General features: G+C 66.3%; 17 protein-coding genes. 9 read left to right on the top strand and 8 right to left on the bottom strand.

Annotated elements, in window-relative coordinates; all coding sequences use genetic code 11:
• The 8 genes from N5D30_RS06670 to map all read right to left on the bottom strand — a co-directional run.
• Window positions 1–1199, bottom strand: a 1199-nt coding sequence (locus N5D30_RS06670; protein WP_279908266.1) for a cysteine desulfurase, incomplete at its 3' end; no start/stop codon positions are given.
• Window positions 1196–2437 (bottom strand): sodium/glutamate symporter, encoded by a 1242-nt coding sequence (gene gltS / locus N5D30_RS06665; RefSeq protein ID WP_279908265.1) that lies wholly within the window; start codon window positions 2435–2437, stop codon window positions 1196–1198. The genes gltS and N5D30_RS06670, both read right to left, overlap by 4 nt.
• A 44-nt stretch (window positions 2438–2481) precedes the next feature.
• Window positions 2482–3516 carry a 2,3,4,5-tetrahydropyridine-2,6-dicarboxylate N-succinyltransferase gene (gene dapD, locus N5D30_RS06660; RefSeq protein WP_279908264.1) on the bottom strand — a complete coding sequence of 345 codons (1035 nt, stop codon included), beginning with the start codon at window positions 3514–3516 and terminating at the stop codon, window positions 2482–2484.
• Window positions 3517–3662: 146 nt separating this feature from the next.
• Entirely contained in the window at window positions 3663–4343 is a 681-nt protein-coding gene (locus tag N5D30_RS06655; protein ID WP_279908263.1) for a hypothetical protein, read from the bottom strand.
• Between the two features lie 100 nt (window positions 4344–4443).
• The gene (locus tag N5D30_RS06650) at window positions 4444–4791 is read right to left on the bottom strand and encodes an ArsC family reductase (protein WP_279908262.1); all 348 of its coding nucleotides are present in this window, start codon (window positions 4789–4791) and stop codon (window positions 4444–4446) included.
• Between the two features lie 157 nt (window positions 4792–4948).
• Complete coding sequence (dapC, locus tag N5D30_RS06645) at window positions 4949–6142, bottom strand: succinyldiaminopimelate transaminase (RefSeq protein ID WP_279908261.1); 1194 nt, start codon at window positions 6140–6142, stop codon at window positions 4949–4951.
• A 31-nt stretch (window positions 6143–6173) separates the two neighbouring features.
• Entirely contained in the window at window positions 6174–8876 is a 2703-nt protein-coding gene (locus N5D30_RS06640; protein ID WP_279908260.1) for a [protein-PII] uridylyltransferase, read from the bottom strand.
• 27 nt (window positions 8877–8903) lie between these two features.
• Window positions 8904–9704: a type I methionyl aminopeptidase gene (gene map / locus N5D30_RS06635; RefSeq protein ID WP_279908259.1), complete on the bottom strand. Its 801-nt coding sequence runs from the start codon at window positions 9702–9704 to the stop codon at window positions 8904–8906.
• Between the two features lie 253 nt (window positions 9705–9957).
• Here map and rpsB point away from each other — a divergent pair, with 253 nt between their 5' ends.
• The 9 genes from rpsB to bamA all read left to right on the top strand — a co-directional run bounded on the left by rpsB (window position 9958) and on the right by bamA (window position 19738).
• Window positions 9958–10698, top strand: coding sequence for a 30S ribosomal protein S2 (gene rpsB, locus N5D30_RS06630; RefSeq protein ID WP_043306949.1), 741 nt, complete (start codon window positions 9958–9960; stop codon window positions 10696–10698).
• Between the two features lie 134 nt (window positions 10699–10832).
• Complete coding sequence (gene tsf, locus N5D30_RS06625) at window positions 10833–11696, top strand: translation elongation factor Ts (RefSeq protein WP_220814845.1); 864 nt, start codon at window positions 10833–10835, stop codon at window positions 11694–11696.
• Between the two features lie 152 nt (window positions 11697–11848).
• Entirely contained in the window at window positions 11849–12592 is a 744-nt protein-coding gene (gene pyrH, locus N5D30_RS06620; RefSeq protein ID WP_220814846.1) for a UMP kinase, read from the top strand.
• Window positions 12589–13146, top strand: a complete 558-nt coding sequence (frr, locus tag N5D30_RS06615; RefSeq protein ID WP_220814847.1) for a ribosome recycling factor — start codon at window positions 12589–12591, stop codon at window positions 13144–13146. Before pyrH ends, frr begins: the two co-directional genes overlap by 4 nt.
• 1 nt (window position 13147) lies before the next feature.
• Complete coding sequence (uppS, locus tag N5D30_RS06610) at window positions 13148–13906, top strand: polyprenyl diphosphate synthase (RefSeq protein ID WP_279904360.1); 759 nt, start codon at window positions 13148–13150, stop codon at window positions 13904–13906.
• Entirely contained in the window at window positions 13900–14715 is an 816-nt protein-coding gene (locus N5D30_RS06605; protein ID WP_279908258.1) for a phosphatidate cytidylyltransferase, read from the top strand. The genes uppS and N5D30_RS06605 overlap by 7 nt, the downstream gene beginning before the upstream one ends.
• A complete protein-coding gene (ispC, locus tag N5D30_RS06600; RefSeq protein ID WP_279908257.1) occupies window positions 14712–15902 on the top strand; it encodes a 1-deoxy-D-xylulose-5-phosphate reductoisomerase in 1191 nt (396 codons plus the stop codon). Before N5D30_RS06605 ends, ispC begins: the two co-directional genes overlap by 4 nt.
• Window positions 15903–15922: 20 nt before the next feature.
• Window positions 15923–17275: a sigma E protease regulator RseP gene (rseP, locus tag N5D30_RS06595; protein WP_279908256.1), complete on the top strand. Its 1353-nt coding sequence runs from the start codon at window positions 15923–15925 to the stop codon at window positions 17273–17275.
• A gap of 75 nt (window positions 17276–17350) precedes the next feature.
• Complete coding sequence (gene bamA / locus N5D30_RS06590; protein WP_262880165.1) at window positions 17351–19738, top strand: outer membrane protein assembly factor BamA; 2388 nt, start codon at window positions 17351–17353, stop codon at window positions 19736–19738.
• Window positions 19739–19742 lie beyond the last annotated feature (4 nt).

The following is a 19742-nucleotide window of genomic DNA, read 5'->3' as shown; positions in this document are numbered from 1 at the left end:
AGCTCCAGGGCCTGGTCGAGGGCGTCGAAGAAGCGCTCCAGGTCGGCGCCATCGTTGTACAGTCCGAGGGACACGCGGATCGCGCCGCTCAGGCCCAGGTGCTTGAGCAGCGGCATGGCGCAGTGGTGGCCGGTGCGCACGGCGATGCCCTGGTCGGTCAGCAGGTGGGCCAGGTCGGCGCTGTGCACGCCGTCCACGGTGAAGCTGGCCAGTGCCAGCTGTGGTTCGCCGAGCAGGCGCACGCCGTCGCGGACGGCCAGGCCGGCGAGCAGTTCGGCGTGCAGCGCGGCTTCGTGGCGGGCGACGGCGGCGGCGTCCAGGCCGGCCAGGTAGGTCAGCGTCGCGCCCAGGGCGATGACGCCGGAGATCGGTGGCGTGCCGGCCTCGAAGCCCAGCGGCGCGGCGCGGAAGCGGGATTCCTCGTAGTCGGCCTGCAACACCATCTCGCCGCCGAACTGCCAGTGGCGCAGCCGCTCCAGGGCTTCGCGCCGGCCGTGCAGCAGGCCGACACCGTCCGGGCCGTACAGCTTGTGGCTGGAGCAGACGTAGAAGTCGCAGCCCAGGGCCTGGATGTCGTGCCGGCCGTGAACCGCCCCCTGGGCGCCGTCGACTACGCTCAGCGCGCCCTGGGCGCGGGCGAGGGCGGCCAGTTCCCGCACCGGCTGCCAGCGGCCGAGCACGTTGGACAGCTGCGACACCGCAAGCAGGCGGGTGCGCGGGCCGATCAGCCCGGCGGCCCGTTCCAGATCGATGGTGCCGGTGGCGTCCAGCGGCAGCACCACCAGCTCAAGGCCGCGGCGCAGCGCCAGCTGTTGCCAGGGCAGCAGGTTGGCGTGGTGTTCCAGGGCGCTGACGACGATCCGGTCGCCGGGCTGGAACAGGTGCTCCAGGCCGTAGGCGAGCAGGTTGAGGGATTCGGTGGCGCCACGGGTGAAGACGATCTCGTCGCGACTGGCCGCGTTCAGCCAGGCCGCGGCCTGGTCCCGGGTGGCCTCGAAGGCGCGGGTGGCGCGCTCGCCGGGCAGGTGCTGGGCGCGGTGCACGTTGGCCGCGCCGCCGGCCAGGTGGCCGAGCAGGCTGTCGAGCATGGCCCGGGGCTTCTGCGCGGTGGCAGCGCTGTCCAGGTAGGTCTGGCCTTCGGCGTCGAAGGCCGCCAGGGCCGGGAAGTCCTGGCGCCAGGGCGAAACGAGCGAACTCACAGGGTTACCAGCAGGTTGATGATCAGGGCGTTGACCAGATCGATGAAGAAACCGCACACCAGCGGCACCAGGATGAAGGCCCGATGCGCCGCGCCATATTGCTGGGTGACGGCGGTCATGTTGACGATGGCCGTCGCGGTCGAGCCCAAGGCGATGCCGCCGAAGCCGGAGCAGATCACGGCGGCCTCGTAGTCGCGGCCCATCAGGCGGAATACTACCAGCAGGGTGAAGGCCACGCACATCAGCACCTGCAGGCCGATCACCAGCAGGATCAGGCCGAGCAGCCCTTCCAGCTCCCACAGGCGCAGGCCCATCAGCGCCATGGTCAGGAACAGCCCCAGGCAGATGTCGGAAATCAGCGCCAGGCCGTCCTTGGCGTTGAGCCAGCTGCTGGCCCGGGCCGTGCGCGGGCTGAGCAGGCGGCTGCGGAACAGCCAGCGGCGCAGCGGCGGCAGGCCGTTGCGCAGGGCGATGCCGGCCATCAGGCAGCTGACGAACTCAGGCAGGGTCAGGCCGGTGCGGGCGAGCAGGCCGTGCAGGCCCTCGCCGATCAGCAGCGTCAGGTTGAGCCACATCCAGGCCCAGAGCACGCCGTAGTAGTCGAGCTTGGGGCGTTCCTCGGCGAAGCTCAGGCCGACGTCCAGGCGGGTCGTCTCCGGCGCCTGCAGTCGGTGGCGGGTCAGCAGGTAGCGGGCGATGGGGCCGCCGATCAGGCAGGCCGCGATCAGCCCCATGGTGTTGGCCGCGATGCCCAGTTCCAGGGCGTTGTCGATGCCGAGGCTGTCGACGAAGTAGGGCGACCAGGCCAGGGTGGTGCCCACGCCGCCGGTCAGCGAGATCGAGCCGAGCATCAGCCCCGCCTTGGCGTCCAGCCCGAAGGCGTCGGCCAGGCCCATGCCGAGCAGGTTCTGCGCGAGGATATAGGTGGTCGCCAGGGCCAGCAGGACGGTGAGCGCCCGTCCGCCCTTGAGCAGAGTCGAGAGGTCGGCGCGCAGCCCGATGGCGGCGAAGAAGTACAGGAGCAGCAGGTCGCGCACTTCCAGTTCGAAGCGCGGCTGCAGGTCGAAACCGTAGTAGAGCAGGGCGGTGGCGGCGGCGCAGATGAAGCCGCCGATCACCGACTCCGGGATGCTGTAGCGGCGCAGCGGCTCGAAGGCGTGAGTGAGCGCCTTGCCGGCGAACAGCAGGAGGATCGCCAGGGTGAAGCTGACGAAGGCGGAGACGTCGAGTGTCTGCATGGCCGTGCATGGCACGGGGCGGCCCGGAGCTGCCCCGCCATGGATCAGTTGTGCGCGTGCAGGGACTCGTTCAGCTCGATGGCGGTGCGGTTGGTCTTGCACTCCACCGCGCCGGTCTGCGAGTTGCGGCGGAACAGCAGGTCCGGCTGGCCGGCCAGCTCGCGGGCCTTGACCACCCGCACCAGGTTGTTCTGGTCGTCGAGCAGGGCCACCTTGGTGCCGGCGGTGACGTACAGGCCGGACTCCACGGTGTTGCGGTCGCCCAGCGGGATGCCGATGCCGGCGTTGGCGCCGATCAGGCAGCCTTCGCCGACGCTGATGACGATGTTGCCGCCGCCTGACAGGGTGCCCATGGTCGAGCAGCCGCCGCCCAGGTCAGAGCCCTTGCCGACGAACACGCCGGCGGAGACGCGGCCTTCGATCATGCCCGGGCCCTCGGTGCCGCCGTTGAAGTTGACGAAGCCCTCGTGCATCACCGTGGTGCCCTCGCCGATGTAGGCGCCCAGGCGCACGCGGGCGCTATCGGCGATGCGCACGCCGGCCGGCACCACGTAGTCGGTCATCTTCGGGAACTTGTCCACCGAGAAGACTTCCAGCAGCTCGCCCTTGAGGCGCGCTTCCAGCTGGCGCTCGCCCAGCTCGGCCAGGTCGACGGCGCCCTGGCTGGTCCAGGCCACGTTGGGCAGCAGCGGGAAGATGCCGGCCAGGTTCAGGCCGTGGGGCCGGGCCAGGCGGTGGGACAGCAGGTGCAGCTTGAGGTAGGCCTCGGGGGTGGAGGCCAGAGTCGCGTCCTCGGCCAGCAGGGTGGCGACCAGCGGCTTGTGGCTCTCGGCCAGGCGGGTGAGCAGGGCGGCCTGGGCGGCGTCCACGCCCTTGATCGCGGCGGCCAGCTCGGCGGCCTGGGTGGTGCTGATGGCGATGGCTTGGTTGCCGCCTGCGTAGCCCAGCTTCCCGGCGACCAGTGCGACCAGCTCGGCGGCCGGGTTCAGCAGCGGTTGCGCGTAGAAGACTTCCAGCCAGGCGCCCTGGCGGTTCTGGGTGCCGACACCGAAGGCCAGGCTGAACAGGGATTGCGACATGTGGGGATTCCTTGTGACAAGACGAATGGAGGGCAGGGGCGGCCATGCGCCGGCCCGGACTGCGAACCGGATTGTGTGGCGCGCAGTTTACAACTGTCCGGGCGTATTCCCGAGCCCCAATCGCTGCCGCATGTCTCCGCGGACGTTCAGGCCACCTGGGTGAAGCGCGCGGACAGGTAGTCCAGGGCGTCGCGTTGCGCCTCGTTGAGGTTGCCCTCGCGCTTGACCAGGCGATTGGCCAGGCGCAGCAGCAGGTGCCGGGCATCGCCGGTCAGGCGCTTGCCGAGGCGGCCGACCCAGGCGCGGTAGGCCTGGGCACCGGCGCCGCGGATCGGCGTCAGGCGCTCGTCCAGCGCGGCCTCGCTGATGCGCTCGTCGCCGCTCAGGTGGCGGCAGGTCTCGGCGAGGGCGGCGGTCACCTGCTCTGAGGTGTTGTCGCCGGCCTCCAGCAGATAGAGCAGCACGCGCAGGACGTCGTGCTGTTCGTTCATCAGGCAGTCGAGGGTGTAGTCCGGCGTGCTCATGTACAGACCGTGCAGGTGCTCGTAGACATCCTCGACCGGCTGTCCGGTGCTCTCGTCGAAGCAGCTGTGGATGCGGTCGATACGGAACTCGCGCACAGCGTCGCGCAGCCGGCAGTGGGCCAGGATGGTGGGGCCGAAGGCCAGGTTGGCGAACATGCGGGTATCGATCACCCGCTCGACCACGCTGCCGACTGTGTCTTCATAGCCGATGCGCAGCACGGCGGCGGCGGGCATGCCGATCTGCCGCCAGACTTCGGGCATGTCGCCGTGGCGCGTCGGGTCGTACTGGATGGAGGCGGACATGGGGGCTCCCTCTCGCTGGGTGGACGGGAGGGAACACTATCGAGTCGCGCCGGGAGCCCTATAGATCGAGATCAATGAATCGTCTCCCGGAGCTGGGCGGCTACTCGAGGGCGGCGGCGTAGAGGTCCGGCTTGAAGCCGACCAGCGTCCTGTTGCCGAGGTCCAGCACCGGGCGCTTGATCATCGAGGGCTGGGCCAGCATCAGCTCGATGGCCTTGTCTTGGTCCAGATCGGCCTTCTGTGCGTCGTCCAGCTTGCGGAAGGTGGTGCCGGCGCGGTTCAGCACGGTTTCCCAGCCATGCTCGGCGCACCATTTCTGCAGATTGGCGCGGTCGATGGCGGAGACCTTGTAGTCGTGGAAGTCGTAGGCGACGCCATGCTCGTCGAGCCAGGTGCGGGCCTTCTTCATGGTGTCGCAGGCCTTGATCCCGTAAAGAACGTAAGGCATTGATCCTCCTAGAGATTATTTGGTTTTAGGATGCCCGTTGGGCAGCACTGGAAGACGCGGGCGGGCTTTTCACATTCTTTTCACGTCCACCCGGTCAAGGTGACACCGTGATGCTCTCCCTACCCGGCCCCCGTGCCGGGTTTCTTTTGCCCGCTGATCAGCCCCGGATGAAGTCGCGAATGCGTTGCGCGGCCTCGATGCATTCGGCCAGCGGCGCGACCAGCGCCATGCGCACGCGCCCCGCGCCCGGGTTCTCGCCATTCACTTCGCGCGACAGATAGGAGCCTGGCACCACGGTGACGTGCTCGCGGGCGAACAGGTCGCGGGTGAAGACGGTGTCGTCGCCCGGGGTGCGTGCCCACAGGTAGAAGCTGCCGTCCGGGCGCTGCACGTCCAGCACCGGCTGGAGGATTTCCAGCACGGCATCGTATTTCGCCCGGTACTGGTCGCGGTTGGCGCGCACGTGGTCCTCGTCCTGCCAGGCGGCGATGCTGGCCAGCTGGGTCTGCACCGGCATGGCGCAGCCGTGGTAGGTGCGGTACAGCAGGAAGGCCTTGAGGATGTCGGCGTCGCCGGCGACGAAGCCCGAGCGCAGGCCCGGCAGGTTGGAGCGTTTGGACAGGCTGTGGAACACCACGCAGCGCTTGAAGTCGCGGCGGCCCAGTTCGGCGCAGGCGGTCAGCAGGCCGGGCGGCGGGTTGTCCTCGTCGAAGTACAGCTCGCTGTAGCACTCGTCGGCGGCGATCACGAAGTCGTACTCGTCGGCCAGGGCGATCAGCTTCTTCAGCTGTTCCAGCGGCACCAGCGCGCCGGTGGGGTTGCCCGGCGAGCAGAGGAAGAGAATCTGGCAGCGCCGCCAGACGTCGGCCGGCACGGCGTCGAAGTCCGGGTTGAAGCCGTTGTCTTCCCGGCATGGCAGGTAGTGCGGCTCGGCGCCGGCGAGCAGGGCCGCGCCTTCGTAGATCTGGTAGAACGGGTTGGGACTGACCACCAGGCCGCCCGCATCGCGCTGCACCACGGTCTGGGTGAAGGCGAACAGCGCCTCGCGGGTGCCGTTGACCGGCAGCACATGGCGGGCGGCGTCCAGCCAGCCGCCCGGCACGCCGAAGCGGCGCTCGCACCAGGCGGCGATGGCTTCGCGCAGGGGCGGGATGCCCAGGGTGGTGGGATAGACGGCCAGCTGATCGAGATTGTCCGCCAGGGCCTTGGCGACGAAGTCCGGCGACTTGTGCTTGGGTTCGCCGATGGACAGGGCGATCGGCCGCTTGCCCGCCGGCGGGGTGATGCCGGCGAGCAGGGCGCGCAGTTTCTCGAAGGGGTAGGGCTGCAGCTGGGTCAGGGCGTGGTTCATGAGGTCTCTTTCTTGCGCGGTGCGGCCGGGGTCAGATGCTGATCGAGCCGAGGTCGAGGGTTTCGCCGTTGGCCTGGGACAGCTGCCGGATGATGGTGTCCTGCAGGTGGGCGCACAGTTCGGGGTCGGAGAGCGGCTGGTTGTTGGCGTCGGTGACGAAGAACACGTCCTCCACCCGCTCGCCGAGGGTGGCGATCTTGGCGTTCTGCAGCGACAGGTCGAAGTCGAGGAAGATCTTGCCGATCCGCGCCAGCAGGCCGGGGCGGTCCGGCGCGGTGATCTCCAGCACGGTGACCGGGCGCTGGGCGTCGTTGTGGATGGTCACCTGGGGTGCGAAGGCGAAGTGCTTGAGCTGGCGCGGCACCCGGCGCTGGATGATGGACGGGTAGTCGTCCGGGTTCTTCAGCGCCTCCACCAGGCCGTCGCGGATTTCCCGGATGCGCGCCGGGTTGTCGCCGATGCGGCCGCCGTCGGCGTCGAGGACGATGTAGGTGTCCAGGGTGAACTGGCTGGTGGAGGTGATCACCCGGGCGTCGTGGATGTTCAGGTTGAGCTGGTCCATGGCCGCCACGGTCACGGCGAAGAAGTCGTGCTGGTCCGGGGCGTAGATGAAGATCTGGGTGGCGCCCTCGAACTCGCGCTGGGCGGTCTCCTTGATCAGCACCAGCGGGTCCTTGCCGGCCGGATGCTGGAGGATGGCCTCGGTGTGCCAGGCCACGTCGCTGGCGGTGTGGCGCAGGAAGTAGTCGTCGCCGAGCTGGCTCCACAGCTGCTCGGCGTCGTCCTGGTCGATGCCGTTGCGCACCAGGATGTCGATGGCGGCGACCTGGGTGGCGCGGATCTGTTCCTCACGGTCCAGCGGGTTCTCCAGGCCGCGGCGCAGGGCGCGCTTGGTCTCGGTGTAGAGCTGGCGCAGCAGGCTGGCGCGCCAGGAGTTCCACAGGCTGGGGTTGGTGGCGTTGATGTCGGCCACGGTGAGCACGTAGAGGTAGTCGAGGCGGGTCTGGTCGCCGACCAGTTGGGCGAAGTCGAAGATCACCTGCGGGTCGGACAGGTCCTTGCGCTGGGCGGTGGTGGACATCACCAGGTGGTTTTGCACCAGCCAGACGATCAGCCGGCTGTCCCACAGCGGCAGCTGGTGGCGGGCACAGAAGGCTTCCGCATCCACCGCGCCGAGTTCAGAGTGGTCGCCGCCGCGGCCCTTGCCGATGTCGTGGTAGAGGCCGGCGATGTAGATCAGCTCGGGTTTGGGCAGCTTGTCGATGACCTTGCTGGCCAGCGGGTACTTCTCCGCCATCTCCGGCCACTTCAGCTTGCGCAGGTGCTTGATCAGATTGAGGGTGTGGGCGTCGACCGTATAGATGTGGAACAGGTCGTGCTGCATCTGCCCGACGATGTGGCCGAACTCCGGCAGGTAGCGGCCGAGGATGCCGTAGCGGTTCATCCGCCGCAGGTTGCGGTGGATGCCCTGGGGCGACTTGAACAGCTCGATAAACAGGCTGGTGTTGCGGATGTCGCGGCGGAACTCGTCGTCGATCAGGTAGCGGCTGTCGCGCAGCAGGCGGATGGTGTCCGCGCGCACACCCTTCAGTTCGGGGTGCTGGGCCAGCAGCACGAACACCTCGAGGATGGCGAACGGGGTGCGCTTGAAGACGTTGGCATGGGCCACTTCGATGTAACCGTCGCGCACCTGGAAGCGGCTGTTCAGCGGCTGTGCCACGCCGCTTCCGCCGCCGCGCAGCAGCACGTCCTCGAAATGCTGGTTGATCAGGTCGGACAGTTCGGCGACGCCCATCACCACCCGGTAGTACTTCTGCATGAAGCGCTCGACGGCCAGCTTGCCGTCGCCGTCTTCGAAGTCGAGCAGGCCGGCGATCCGGCGCTGGTGATCGAACAGCAGGCGGTCCTCGGCGCGGCCGGCCAGCATGTGCAGGGCGTAGCGCACCTTCCACAGGAATTCCTGGGCCGAGGCCAGCATGCTGTACTCGCTGTCGACCAGGAAGCCCTGCTGCACCAGGGAATGCAGGTTGAGGCTGCCGAACTGGCGGCGGGCGACCCAGAGGATGGTCTGGATGTCGCGCAGGCCGCCGGGCGAGCCCTTCACGTTGGGTTCCAGGTTGTACTCGGTGTCGTTGTACTTGGCGTGGCGCGCCTTGGCTTCCCGGCGTTTGGCGATAAAGAATTCGCTGCTCGGCCACATCCGCTGCGGGCTGGTGACCTCCTGCATGCGCAGGCGCAACCGCTCGGGGCCGGCGATGGTGCGGCTCTCCATCAGGTTGGTGACCACCGTCAGGTCGGCGCGCGCCTCCTCGGCGCATTCGTCGACGCTGCGCACGCTCTGGCCGACTTCCAGGCCGATGTCCCAGAGCAGGGTCAGGAAGCCCTCGATGGGCTCGCGGAAGGTCTCGTGGTCGGCGCTGTCCAGCAGGATCAGCAGGTCGATGTCGGAATTGGGATGCAGCTCGCCACGGCCGTAGCCGCCGACCGCCAGCAGGGCGATGTCGGCGTCCTCGCTCCAGTCGAAGCGCTTCCACGCCTCCCGGAGGATCTGGTCGACGAACCAGGCGCGGTCCTCGACCAGGCGGCGGATGTCGCGCCCCTCGCGAAAACGCTCGTCGAGCACCTCGCGCGCCTGCTTGATGGCCTTCTTGAAGGCCGAGATGGGACTGGACTTGAGCGCCAGTTCCGCCTGGAACTGGCCGTGGTCGAACAACTCCGGGTCCATCTGGGGCATGCGCGCCTACCTTCTATATACGTGGGCTCAGGCGGAGGTGCGCGGCAGAGTGTCGTCGCGGCGCAGGGTGAGGATCTCGTAGCCATCGGCGGTGACCAGCACGGTGTGCTCCCACTGGGCGGAGAGCTTGCGATCCTTGGTGATGGCGGTCCAGCCGTCGCCCAGCAGGCGGGTTTCCGGACGGCCCTGGTTGATCATCGGCTCGATGGTGAAGGTCATGCCTTCCTTGAGCTCCACGCCGGTGCCGGCGCAACCGTAGTGCAGCACCTGGGGCTCCTCGTGGAAGATCGCGCCGATGCCGTGGCCGCAGTATTCGCGGACCACCGAGAAGCCGTTCTTCTCGGCGTGCTTCTGGATCACCTCGCCGATGTCGCCCAGGCGCGCGCCCGGGCGGACCAGCTGGATGCCCTTGTACATGCACTCCTGGGTGACCTGGGCCAAGCGCTGGGCCCACTCCGGCACCTTGCCGACCATGAACATCTTGCTGGTGTCGCCGTGGTAACCGTCCTTGATCACGGTGACGTCGATGTTCAGCACGTCGCCGTCCTTCAGCGGCTTGTCGTTGGGGATGCCGTGGCAGACCACGTGGTTGATCGAGGTGCAGATCGACTTTGGAAAGCCCGGACGGCCCGGTGCGGCGCCGTAGTTGAGCGGGGCGGGGATGGCCTTCTGCACGTTGACGATATGGTCGTGGCAGATGCGGTCGATTTCCTCGGTGGTGACGCCCGGCCTGACGTGTTCGCCGATCATCTCCAGCACTTCGGCGGCCAGGCGGCCGGCCACGCGCATCTTTTCGATCTCTTCGGGCGTCTTGATGGTCACGGTCATGCGATATCTCTCGGCGCCGATGGCGCTAGGCAAATCAGGGAAGGGGGCGATTCTAACAAAGAAAGCCGCCTGGCGCGGCAAAGTGGGGTTCGGCTAGCCTGTGGTCGCAGACTGTGGTATAAAACGCGCCGCTTTACGGGCAGTAGGCCCGCAGAGCTTAACCCGCACACGTATCGACACGATTTCCTGGGTGCCCGCAAGGGTTGGAGATTGGGATGCGTGGAGGCCTAACCCGACTTATCAAGGAACTATCATGTCCCAAGTCAATATGCGCGATATGCTGAAGGCCGGTGTGCACTTCGGCCACCAGACCCGTTACTGGAACCCGAAAATGGGCAAGTTTATTTTCGGCGCGCGCAACAAGATCCACATCATCAACCTGGAAAAGACCCTTCCGATGTTCAACGACGCTCTGTCGTTCGTCGAGAAGCTGGCTTCCGGTAAAAACAAGATTCTGTTCGTCGGCACCAAGCGTTCCGCTGGCAAGATCGTCGCCGAAGAAGCTGCGCGCTGCGGCTCTCCGTATGTCGATCACCGCTGGCTCGGCGGCATGCTGACCAACTTCAAGACCATCCGTGCTTCGATCAAGCGCCTGCGCGAACTGGAAACCCAGTCCCAGGACGGCACCTTTGCCAAGCTGACCAAGAAAGAAGCCCTGATGCGCTCCCGTGATCTGGAAAAACTGGATCGCAGCCTGGGCGGCATCAAGGACATGGGCGGTCTGCCGGACGCGCTGTTCGTGATCGACGTCGACCACGAGCGCATCGCCATCACCGAAGCCAACAAGCTGGGCATCCCGGTCATCGGCATCGTCGATACCAACAGCAGCCCGGAAGGCGTTGACTACATCATCCCGGGTAACGACGACGCCATCCGCGCCATCCAGCTGTACATGGGTGCCATGGCCGACGCCGTGATCCGTGGTCGTGGCAACTCCGCTGGCGGCACCGACGAGTTCGTCGAAGAAGCCGCCTCCGAGGCCAGCGAAGGCTGATAACGGGAGCGAGCATCCCGTTGCGCGAGAAGGGGGCTAGGCCCCCTTTTTGCCTCTTGCGAATTTTGTCGCGAATTTTGTGCCCGGCGTGGCCGGGTTGAATGGTTGAACACCACTTCAAGAGGATTGTGAACATGGCAGAAATCACTGCAGCCCTGGTTAAAGAACTGCGCGAGCGTACCGGCCAAGGCATGATGGAGTGCAAGAAGGCCCTGGTTGCCGCCGAGGGCGACATCGAGAAGGCCATCGACGACATGCGCGCCTCCGGTGCCATCAAGGCCGCCAAGAAGGCCGGCAACATCGCCGCCGAAGGCGCCATCGCCGCTCGTGTGGAAGGTGGTCGCGGCCTGCTGATCGAAGTCAACTCGCAGACCGACTTCCTGGCCCTGCAGGACGACTTCAAGGCTTTCGTCAAGGAGAGCCTGGACGAAGCCTTCGAGCAGAAGCTGACCGACGCCGCCCCGCTGATCGCTTCCCGCGAATCCGCCCGTGAGGCCCTGGTTGCCAAGTGCGGCGAGAACGTCAACATCCGTCGCCTGACCGCCGTTGAAGGCGAAGTCGTGGGCTCCTACCTGCACGGCCATCGCATCGGCGTGCTGGTCGTCCTGAAGGGCGGCACCGAGGAGCTGGCCAAGCACGTCGCCATGCACGTCGCCGCTTCCAACCCGGCCGTACTGAGCCCGTCCGACGTTTCCGAGGAACTGGTTGCCAAGGAAAAGGAAATCTTCCTGCAGCTGAACGCCGACAAGATCGCCGGCAAGCCGGAGAACATCGTCGAGAACATGGTCAAGGGCCGTATCGCCAAGTTCCTGGCCGAAGCCAGCTTGGTCGAGCAAGCCTTCGTCATGGACCCGGAAGTCAAGGTCGGCGACCTGGTCAAGAAGGCCGGTGCCGAGATCGTTTCCTTCACCCGCTATGAAGTGGGCGAGGGCATCGAGAAGGCCGAGTCCGACTTCGCTGCCGAAGTAGCTGCCCAGGTAGCCGCTGCCAAGCAGTAAGACGGTTCTACACTGTCGCATCGAAGAGGCTGCCCGCTCGCGCGTGCAGCCTCTTTTGCAAAGTGCGGGGCCATCCCGCACCAATTCTCCGGGCAGCGGTCTGACTGCCGGGTAGAATAAGCAGCCAAATAACGCCGCAGGAGAGATACGCAATGGCTCAGCAGGTGAGTGGTCGTCAACCTCGCTATAAACGCATTCTGCTCAAACTAAGCGGCGAGGCCCTGATGGGCTCGGAAGAATTCGGCATCGATCCCAAGGTGCTCGATCGCATGGCGCTGGAGGTCGGCCAGCTGGTCGGCATCGGCGTGCAGGTCGGCCTGGTGATCGGCGGCGGCAACCTGTTCCGCGGCGCGGCGCTGTCCGCCGCCGGCATGGATCGGGTTACCGGCGACCACATGGGCATGCTGGCCACCGTGATGAACGCCCTGGCCATGCGCGACGCCTTGGAACGCTCGAACATCCCGGCGCTGGTGATGTCGGCCATCTCCATGGTCGGCGTGACCGACCACTACGATCGCCGCAAGGCCGTGCGCCACCTGTCCACCGGCGAGGTGGTGATCTTCGCCGCCGGCACCGGCAACCCGTTCTTCACCACCGACTCGGCGGCCTGCCTGCGCGCCATCGAGATCGACGCCGACCTGGTGCTGAAAGCCACCAAGGTCGATGGCGTGTACACTGCCGACCCCTTCAAGGACCCCAACGCGGAGAAATTCGAGCGCCTGACCTATGACGAGGTGCTCGACCGCAAGCTGGGCGTGATGGACCTGACGGCCATCTGCCTGGTGCGCGACCACAAGATGCCGCTGCGGGTCTTCAATATGAACAAGCCTGGCGCCCTGTTGAACATCGTCGTGGGCGGCGGCGAAGGAACCCTGATCGAGGAGGATGCACAATGATCAACGAGATCAAGAAAGACGCCCAGGAGCGCATGAGCAAGTCCCTGGAGTCTCTGGGTCGTAACCTGGCTTCCATTCGTACCGGTCGTGCGCATCCGAGCATTCTGGATAGCGTCAAGGTCCCGGCCTACGGCAGCGACATGCCGCTGAACCAGGTTGCCGCGATCACTGTGGAAGATGCTCGCACACTGAAGATCGTCGCCCATGACAAGACCCTGAGCGCCGCGATCGAAAAGGCCATCATGACCTCCGATCTCGGGCTGAACCCGAGCAGCGCCGGTACCACTATTCGGGTACCGATGCCGGCTCTGACCGAAGAGACGCGCAGGGGCTACACCAAGCAGGCGCGCGGCGTTGCCGAAGATGCCAAGGTGGCCGTGCGCAACGTGCGTCGCGATGCCCTGGCCGAGCTGAAGAAGCTGTCCAAGGACAAGGAAATCAGCGAAGACGAAGAGCGCCGCGCCGCCGACGAGGTGCAGAAGCTCACCGACAAGTTCGTCGCCGAAGTCGACAAGGCCCTGGAAGTCAAAGAAGCCGACTTGATGGCGGTGTGATGTGAGCAAGGCCAAGCAGGAAGCCCCGGCGGTAATACCTCGTCACGTGGCCATCATCATGGATGGCAACAACCGCTGGGCGAAGAAGCGCCTGCTGCCCGGCGTGGCCGGGCACAAGGCCGGCGTCGACGCCGTGCGAGCGGTCATCGAGGTGTGCGCCGAGGCCGGCGTCGAGGTGCTGACCCTGTTCGCCTTCTCCAGCGAGAACTGGCAGCGGCCGGCCGAGGAAGTCGGCGCGCTGATGGAGCTGTTCCTCAGCGCCCTGCGTCGCGAGGCGCGCAAGCTCAAGGAAAACGCCATCAGCCTGCGCATCATCGGTGACCGCTCGCGCTTCCATCCGGAGCTGCAGGCCGCCATGCGCGAGGCCGAGCTGCAGACCGCCGGCGAGAACCGCTTCGTCCTACAGATCGCCGCCAACTACGGTGGCCAGTGGGACATCGCCCAGGCCGCCCAGCGGCTGGCGCGCGAGGTCCAGGCCGGCCACCTGCAGGCGGAGGACATCACCCCCGGCCTACTGCAGGGCTGCCTGGCCACTGGCGACCTGCCGCTGCCGGACCTGTGCATCCGCACCGGCGGCGAGCACCGCATCAGCAACTTCCTGCTCTGGCAGCTCGCCTATTCCGAGCTGTACTTCTCCGACCTGTTCTGGCCGGACTTCAAGCACGAGGCCATGCGCAAGGCGCTGGCCGATTTCGCCAGCCGCCAGCGTCGCTTCGGCAAGACCAGCGAACAGGTGGAAGCCGAGGCCCGTCAATGCTGAAGCAGCGCATCATCACCGCCCTTATCCTGTTGCCCATCGCCCTGGGCGGGTTCTTCCTGCTCGAAGGTGCATGGTTCGCCCTGTTCATCGGCGCCGTGGTCAGCCTGGGCGCCTGGGAGTGGGCGCGCCTGGCGGGGCTGGAGGCGCAGCCGCAACGGGTGATCTACGCAGTCGTGGTCGCGGCCCTGTTGTTCGGCGCCTGGCAGGTGCCGGCGCTGGCGCCCTGGCTGCTCGGTGCCGCGGTGCTCTGGTGGCTGGCCGCGACCCTGCTGGTGCTGAGCTATCCCGACAGCAGCCGCTACTGGGGCGGGCTGCCCGGCAAGCTGCTGATCGGCCTGCTGATCCTGCTGCCGGCCTGGCAGGGGCTGGTGCTGCTCAAGCAGTGGCCGCAGGCCAATGCCCTGATCATCGCGGTGATGGTGCTGGTGTGGGCGGCCGACATCGGTGCCTACTTCTCCGGCAAGGCCTTCGGCAAGCGCAAGCTGGCGCCGAGGGTGAGCCCGGGCAAGAGCTGGGAAGGTTTCTACGGTGGCCTGGCCACCAGCCTGCTGATCACCCTGGCGGTCGGCCTGCAGCAGGGCTGGCAGACCACCAGCCTGCTGCTCGCCCTGGCCGGCGCCGCCCTGGTGGTGGCGGTCTCGGTGATCGGCGACCTGACCGAGAGCATGTTCAAGCGCCAGTCGGGTATCAAGGACAGCAGCAACCTGCTGCCGGGCCATGGCGGCGTGCTGGATCGGATCGACAGCCTCACCGCCGCCGTACCGGTGTTCGCCGTGCTGCTGTGGCTCGCGGGCTGGGGCGCACAGTGAGCCAGCCGCAACGCATCGTGGTGCTGGGGGCGACCGGTTCGATAGGCCTGAGCACCCTGGATGTGATCGCCCGCCATCCGCAGCGCTACCAGGCCTTCGCCCTGACCGGCTTCTCCCGCCTGGATGAACTCGAACAGCTCTGTCTCAGGCACCGGCCCAGCTTCGCCGTGACCGCCGATGAAGGCAGCGCGCGTGCGCTGCAGGATGCCTTGCAGGCCGCCGGCCTGGCGACCCGGGTGCTGGCGGGGGAGGGCGGGCTGTGCGAAGTGGCCGCTCATCCGGAGGCGGATGCGGTGATGGCCGCCATCGTCGGCGCCGCCGGCCTCAAGCCGACCCTGGCGGCGGTACGGGCGGGCAAGAAGGTGTTGCTGGCGAATAAAGAAGCGCTGGTGATGTCCGGCGACCTCTTCATGCAGGCGGTGCGCGAGCACGGCGCCACGCTGCTACCGATCGACAGCGAACACAATGCCATCTTCCAGTGCCTGCCCGGCGATCATGCCCGTGGCCTGGGCGCCGTGGGGGTGCGCCGCATCCTGCTGACCGCCTCCGGCGGTCCCTTCCGCGAGACGCCACTGGCGGCGCTGGATGAGGTATCGCCCGAGCAGGCCTGCGCCCATCCGAACTGGTCCATGGGGCGCAAGATCTCGGTGGATTCGGCGAGCATGATGAACAAGGGGCTGGAGCTGATCGAGGCCTGCTGGCTGTTCGATGCGCGGCCCGACCAGGTGGAGGTGGTGATCCATCCGCAGAGCGTGATCCATTCCCTGGTCGACTACGTGGACGGTTCGGTGCTGGCCCAGTTGGGCAACCCGGACATGCGCACGCCGATCGCCAACGCGCTGGCGTGGCCGGAGCGCATCGCCTCCGGCGTGGCGCCGCTGGACCTGTTCGCGGTGGCGCGCCTGGACTTCCAGCATCCCGACGAGCAACGCTTCCCCTGCCTGCGCCTGGCCCGGCAGGCGGCCGAGGCCGGCGGTTGCGCGCCGGCCCGGCTGAATGCGGCGAACGAGGTGGCGGTGGCGGCGTTTCTCGAACGGCGCATCCGTTTCCCCGAGATCGCGGGTATCATCGAGGACGTTCTGAATCGCGACGCCCCGGCGCAGGTCGAGGACCTGGATGCCGTGCTGGCGGCAGATGCCAGGGCCCGGGCCCTGGCGGTCGACTGGTTGAATCGCCACGGGCGCTGAGCGGCCCGGAGGAAAGTGGAATGAGCGCGTTGTACATGTTCTTCGGCACCCTGATCGCGCTTGGGGTGCTGGTGACCTTTCACGAATTCGGCCACTTCTGGGTGGCGCGGCGCTGTGGCGTCAAGGTGTTGCGCTTCTCGGTGGGCTTCGGCACGCCGCTGGTGCGCTGGCACGACCGCCACGGCACCGAGTTCATGGTGGCCGCCATCCCGCTGGGCGGCTACGTGAAGATGCTCGACGAGCGCGAGGGTGACGTGCCATTCGAGCAACTCGACCAGGCCTTCAACCGCAAGTCGGTCCGCCAGCGCATCGCCATCGTCGCGGCCGGCCCCATCGCCAACTTCCTGCTCGCCATCCTGTTCTTCTGGGTCATCGCCCTGCTGGGCACTCAGCAGGTGCGGCCGGTGATCGGCCAGGTCCAGCCGGACAGCATGGCGGCGGCGGCGGGGCTGCGCGCCGGGCAGGAGATCGTGTCAGTGGACGGCGAGAACACGCCCGGCTGGTCCGCGGTCAATCTGCGCCTGGTCCGCCGGCTCGGCGAGAGCGGCGTGGTCCAGCTGCAGGTGCGTGACCAGGGCTCGTCCCTGGTCGCCGAACACCAGCTGGTGCTGCGCGACTGGCTGCGCGGCGTCGACGAGCCCGATCCGCTCGCGTCCCTGGGCATCACGCCCTGGCGGCCGGCGGTCGAGCCCGTGGTCAACGAACTCGATCCGGAAGGGCCTGCCGGGAAGGCGGGCGTGCGCCTGGGCGATCGCCTGCTGGCGCTGAACGAGCAGAAGCTGGATGAATGGAAACAGGTGGTGGACTGGCTGCGCACCCGGCCCGAAGAGCGGGTAACCCTGCACCTGCAGCGTGGTGACGAGCAGCTCGAGCTACCCGTCACGCTGGGCGCGCGGGGAGAGGGCGAGGCCCGGGGCGGCTACCTGGGGGTAGGGGTCAAGGGAGGGGAGTGGCCGGAGCAGATGCTGCGCGAAGTCAGCTTCGGTCCGCTCGACGGGGTCACCGAAAGCCTGCGTCGCACCTGGGGCATGACGGTTCTAACCCTTGATTCGCTGAAGAAAATGCTGTTCGGCGAGCTGTCGGTAAAAAACTTGAGTGGGCCGATAACCATTGCTAAAGTGGCGGGCGCTTCGGCTCAGTCGGGCGTGACGGACTTCCTCAATTTCCTCGCCTACCTGAGCATTAGCCTGGGGGTTCTCAATTTGCTCCCCATCCCGGTGCTGGATGGCGGGCATTTGCTGTTTTACCTGGCCGAGTGGGTGCGTGGTCGCCCGCTGTCCGAACGGGTACAGGGTTGGGGCATTCAGATCGGTATCAGTCTGGTGCTTGGGGTGATGTTGCTGGCCCTGGTCAACGATCTGAGCCGTCTGTAATCGAATAGCTGAATTCCGAATCTGCCGCGTATCGCGGCAGTTTCTTTATTATCAGTTGGAATAAGAAAGGACTTCATGAAACGTCTGCTGCTACCTGCGGTCCTCGCCGCTCTGATGATCGCCGAAGTTCACGCCGAGTCCTTCACAGTCACCGACATCCGCGTCAACGGCCTGCAGCGGGTATCCGCCGGTAGCCTGTTCGGTGCGCTGCCGCTCAATGTCGGTGACCAGGTCGACGACCGCCGACTGGTAGATGCCACCCGCGCCCTGTTCAAGACCGGTTTCTTCCAGGACATCCAGCTCGGCCGCGAAGGCGACGTGCTGGTGATCAACGTGATCGAGCGTCCTTCGATTTCCACCATCGAGATCGAAGGCAACAAGGCGATCGCCACCGAAGACCTGATGAAGGGCCTGCAGCAGTCCGGCCTGGCCGAAGGCGAGATCTTCCAGCGCGCCACGCTCGAGGGCGTACGCAACGAGCTGCTGCGCCAGTACGTGGCCCAGGGCCGCTACTCCGCCGAGATCGAGGCCGAGGTGATTCCCCAGCCGCGCAACCGCGTGGCCCTGAAGATCACCATCAACGAAGGCTCGGTCGCCGCCATCCAGCACATCAACGTGGTGGGCAACAGCGTATTCCCGGACGAGGACCTCACCGCCCTGTTCGAGCTGAAGACCACCAACTGGCTGTCCTTCTTCAAGAACGACGACAAGTACGCCCGCGAGAAGCTGTCCGGCGACCTGGAGCGCCTGCGTTCCTACTACCTGGACCGCGGCTACATCAACATGGATATCTCCTCTACCCAGGTATCCATCACCCCGGACAAGAAGCACGTCTACATCACCGTCAACGTCGAGGAAGGCGAGAAGTACAGCGTCAGCGAAGTCAAGCTTTCCGGTGACCTGAAGGTGCCGCAGGAAGAAGTCGAGAAGCTGCTGCTGGTCCAGGAAGGCCAGGTGTTCTCGCGCAAGGTGATGACCACCACCTCCGAGCTGATCACCCGCCGTCTCGGTAACGAGGGCTACACCTTCGCCAACGTCAACGGCGTGCCGCAGCCCAACGACGCCGACAAGACCGTCGCCATCACCTTCATGGTCGACCCGGGCAAGCGTGCCTACGTCAACCGCATCAATTTCCGCGGCAACACCAAGACCGAGGACGAAGTTCTGCGCCGCGAGATGCGCCAGATGGAAGGCGGCTGGGCCTCGACCTACCTGATCGACCAGTCCAAGACCCGTCTGGAGCGCCTGGGCTTCTTCAAGGAAGTCAACGTCGAAACCCCGCAGGTGCCCGGCACCGACGACCAGGTCGACGTCAACTACACCGTGGAAGAGCAGCCGTCCGGCTCGATCACCGCCAGCATCGGCTTCGCCCAGAACGCGGGCCTGATCCTCGGCGGCTCGATCAGCCAGAACAACTTCCTGGGTACCGGTAACAAGGTCAGCGTCGGCCTGACCCGTTCCGAATACCAGACCCGCTATAACTTCGGCTTCGTCGACCCCTACTGGACCGTCGACGGTGTGAGCCTGGGTTACAACGCCTTCTACCGCACCACCGACTACGACGACCTCGATGTCGATGTCTCCAGCTACTCGGTGGACAGCATGGGCGCCGGCGTGAGCATCGGCTACCCGATCAGCGAGACTTCGCGCCTGACCTATGGCCTGACCATCCAGCAGGACAGCATCGATGCGGGTCGCTACACGGTCGACGAAATCATCGATTTCATGAACCAGGAAGGCGACAACTACCTGAACCTGAAGGCATCCATCGGCTGGTCCGAATCGACCCTGAACCGCGGCGTGCTGGCTACCCGTGGCCATTCCCAGAGCCTGGTGCTGGAAACCACCGTGCCGGGCAGCGATCTGTCGTTCTTCAAGCTCGACTACCGCGGTCAGCTGTTCACGCCGATCAGCGACAACTACACCCTGCGCTTCCATACCGAACTGGGTTATGGCGACTCCTACGGCTCGACCTCGGAACTGCCGTTCTACGAGCACTACTTCGCCGGCGGCTTCAACTCGGTACGTGGCTTCGAGGACAGCAGCCTAGGCCCGCGTAGTACCCCAAGCGTGGTGCGTAACTCGAAAAACGAGATCGTATACGACGTTCCCGACCAGTACGGCCGCTACACCGACCCGGACCAGGACCCGCTCCCCTTCGGTGGCAACGTGCTGGTCCAGGGTGGCGTGGAGCTGCTGTTCCCCCTGCCGTTCGTCAAGGACCAGCGCTCCCTGCGTACCTCGCTGTTCTGGGACGTGGGTAACGTGTACGACACCTCCTGCGCGTCCTCCTCGCCGAGCTGCAACAACATCGACTTCGGCGACCTGGCCAGCTCGGTGGGTGTGGGCGTGACCTGGATCACCGCTCTCGGGCCGCTGAGCTTCAGCCTGGCGGCACCGATCAAGAAGCCGGAAAACGCGGACACCCAGGTCTTCCAGTTCTCCCTGGGCCAAACTTTCTAATTTG

This window comes from Pseudomonas sp. GD03875 (assembly GCF_029840585.1).
Taxonomy (GTDB): Bacteria; Pseudomonadota; Gammaproteobacteria; order Pseudomonadales; family Pseudomonadaceae; genus Aquipseudomonas; species Aquipseudomonas paralcaligenes.
Note: the sequence above shows the minus strand (reverse complement) of the source record. Positions and strands in the feature narration are given on the sequence as shown.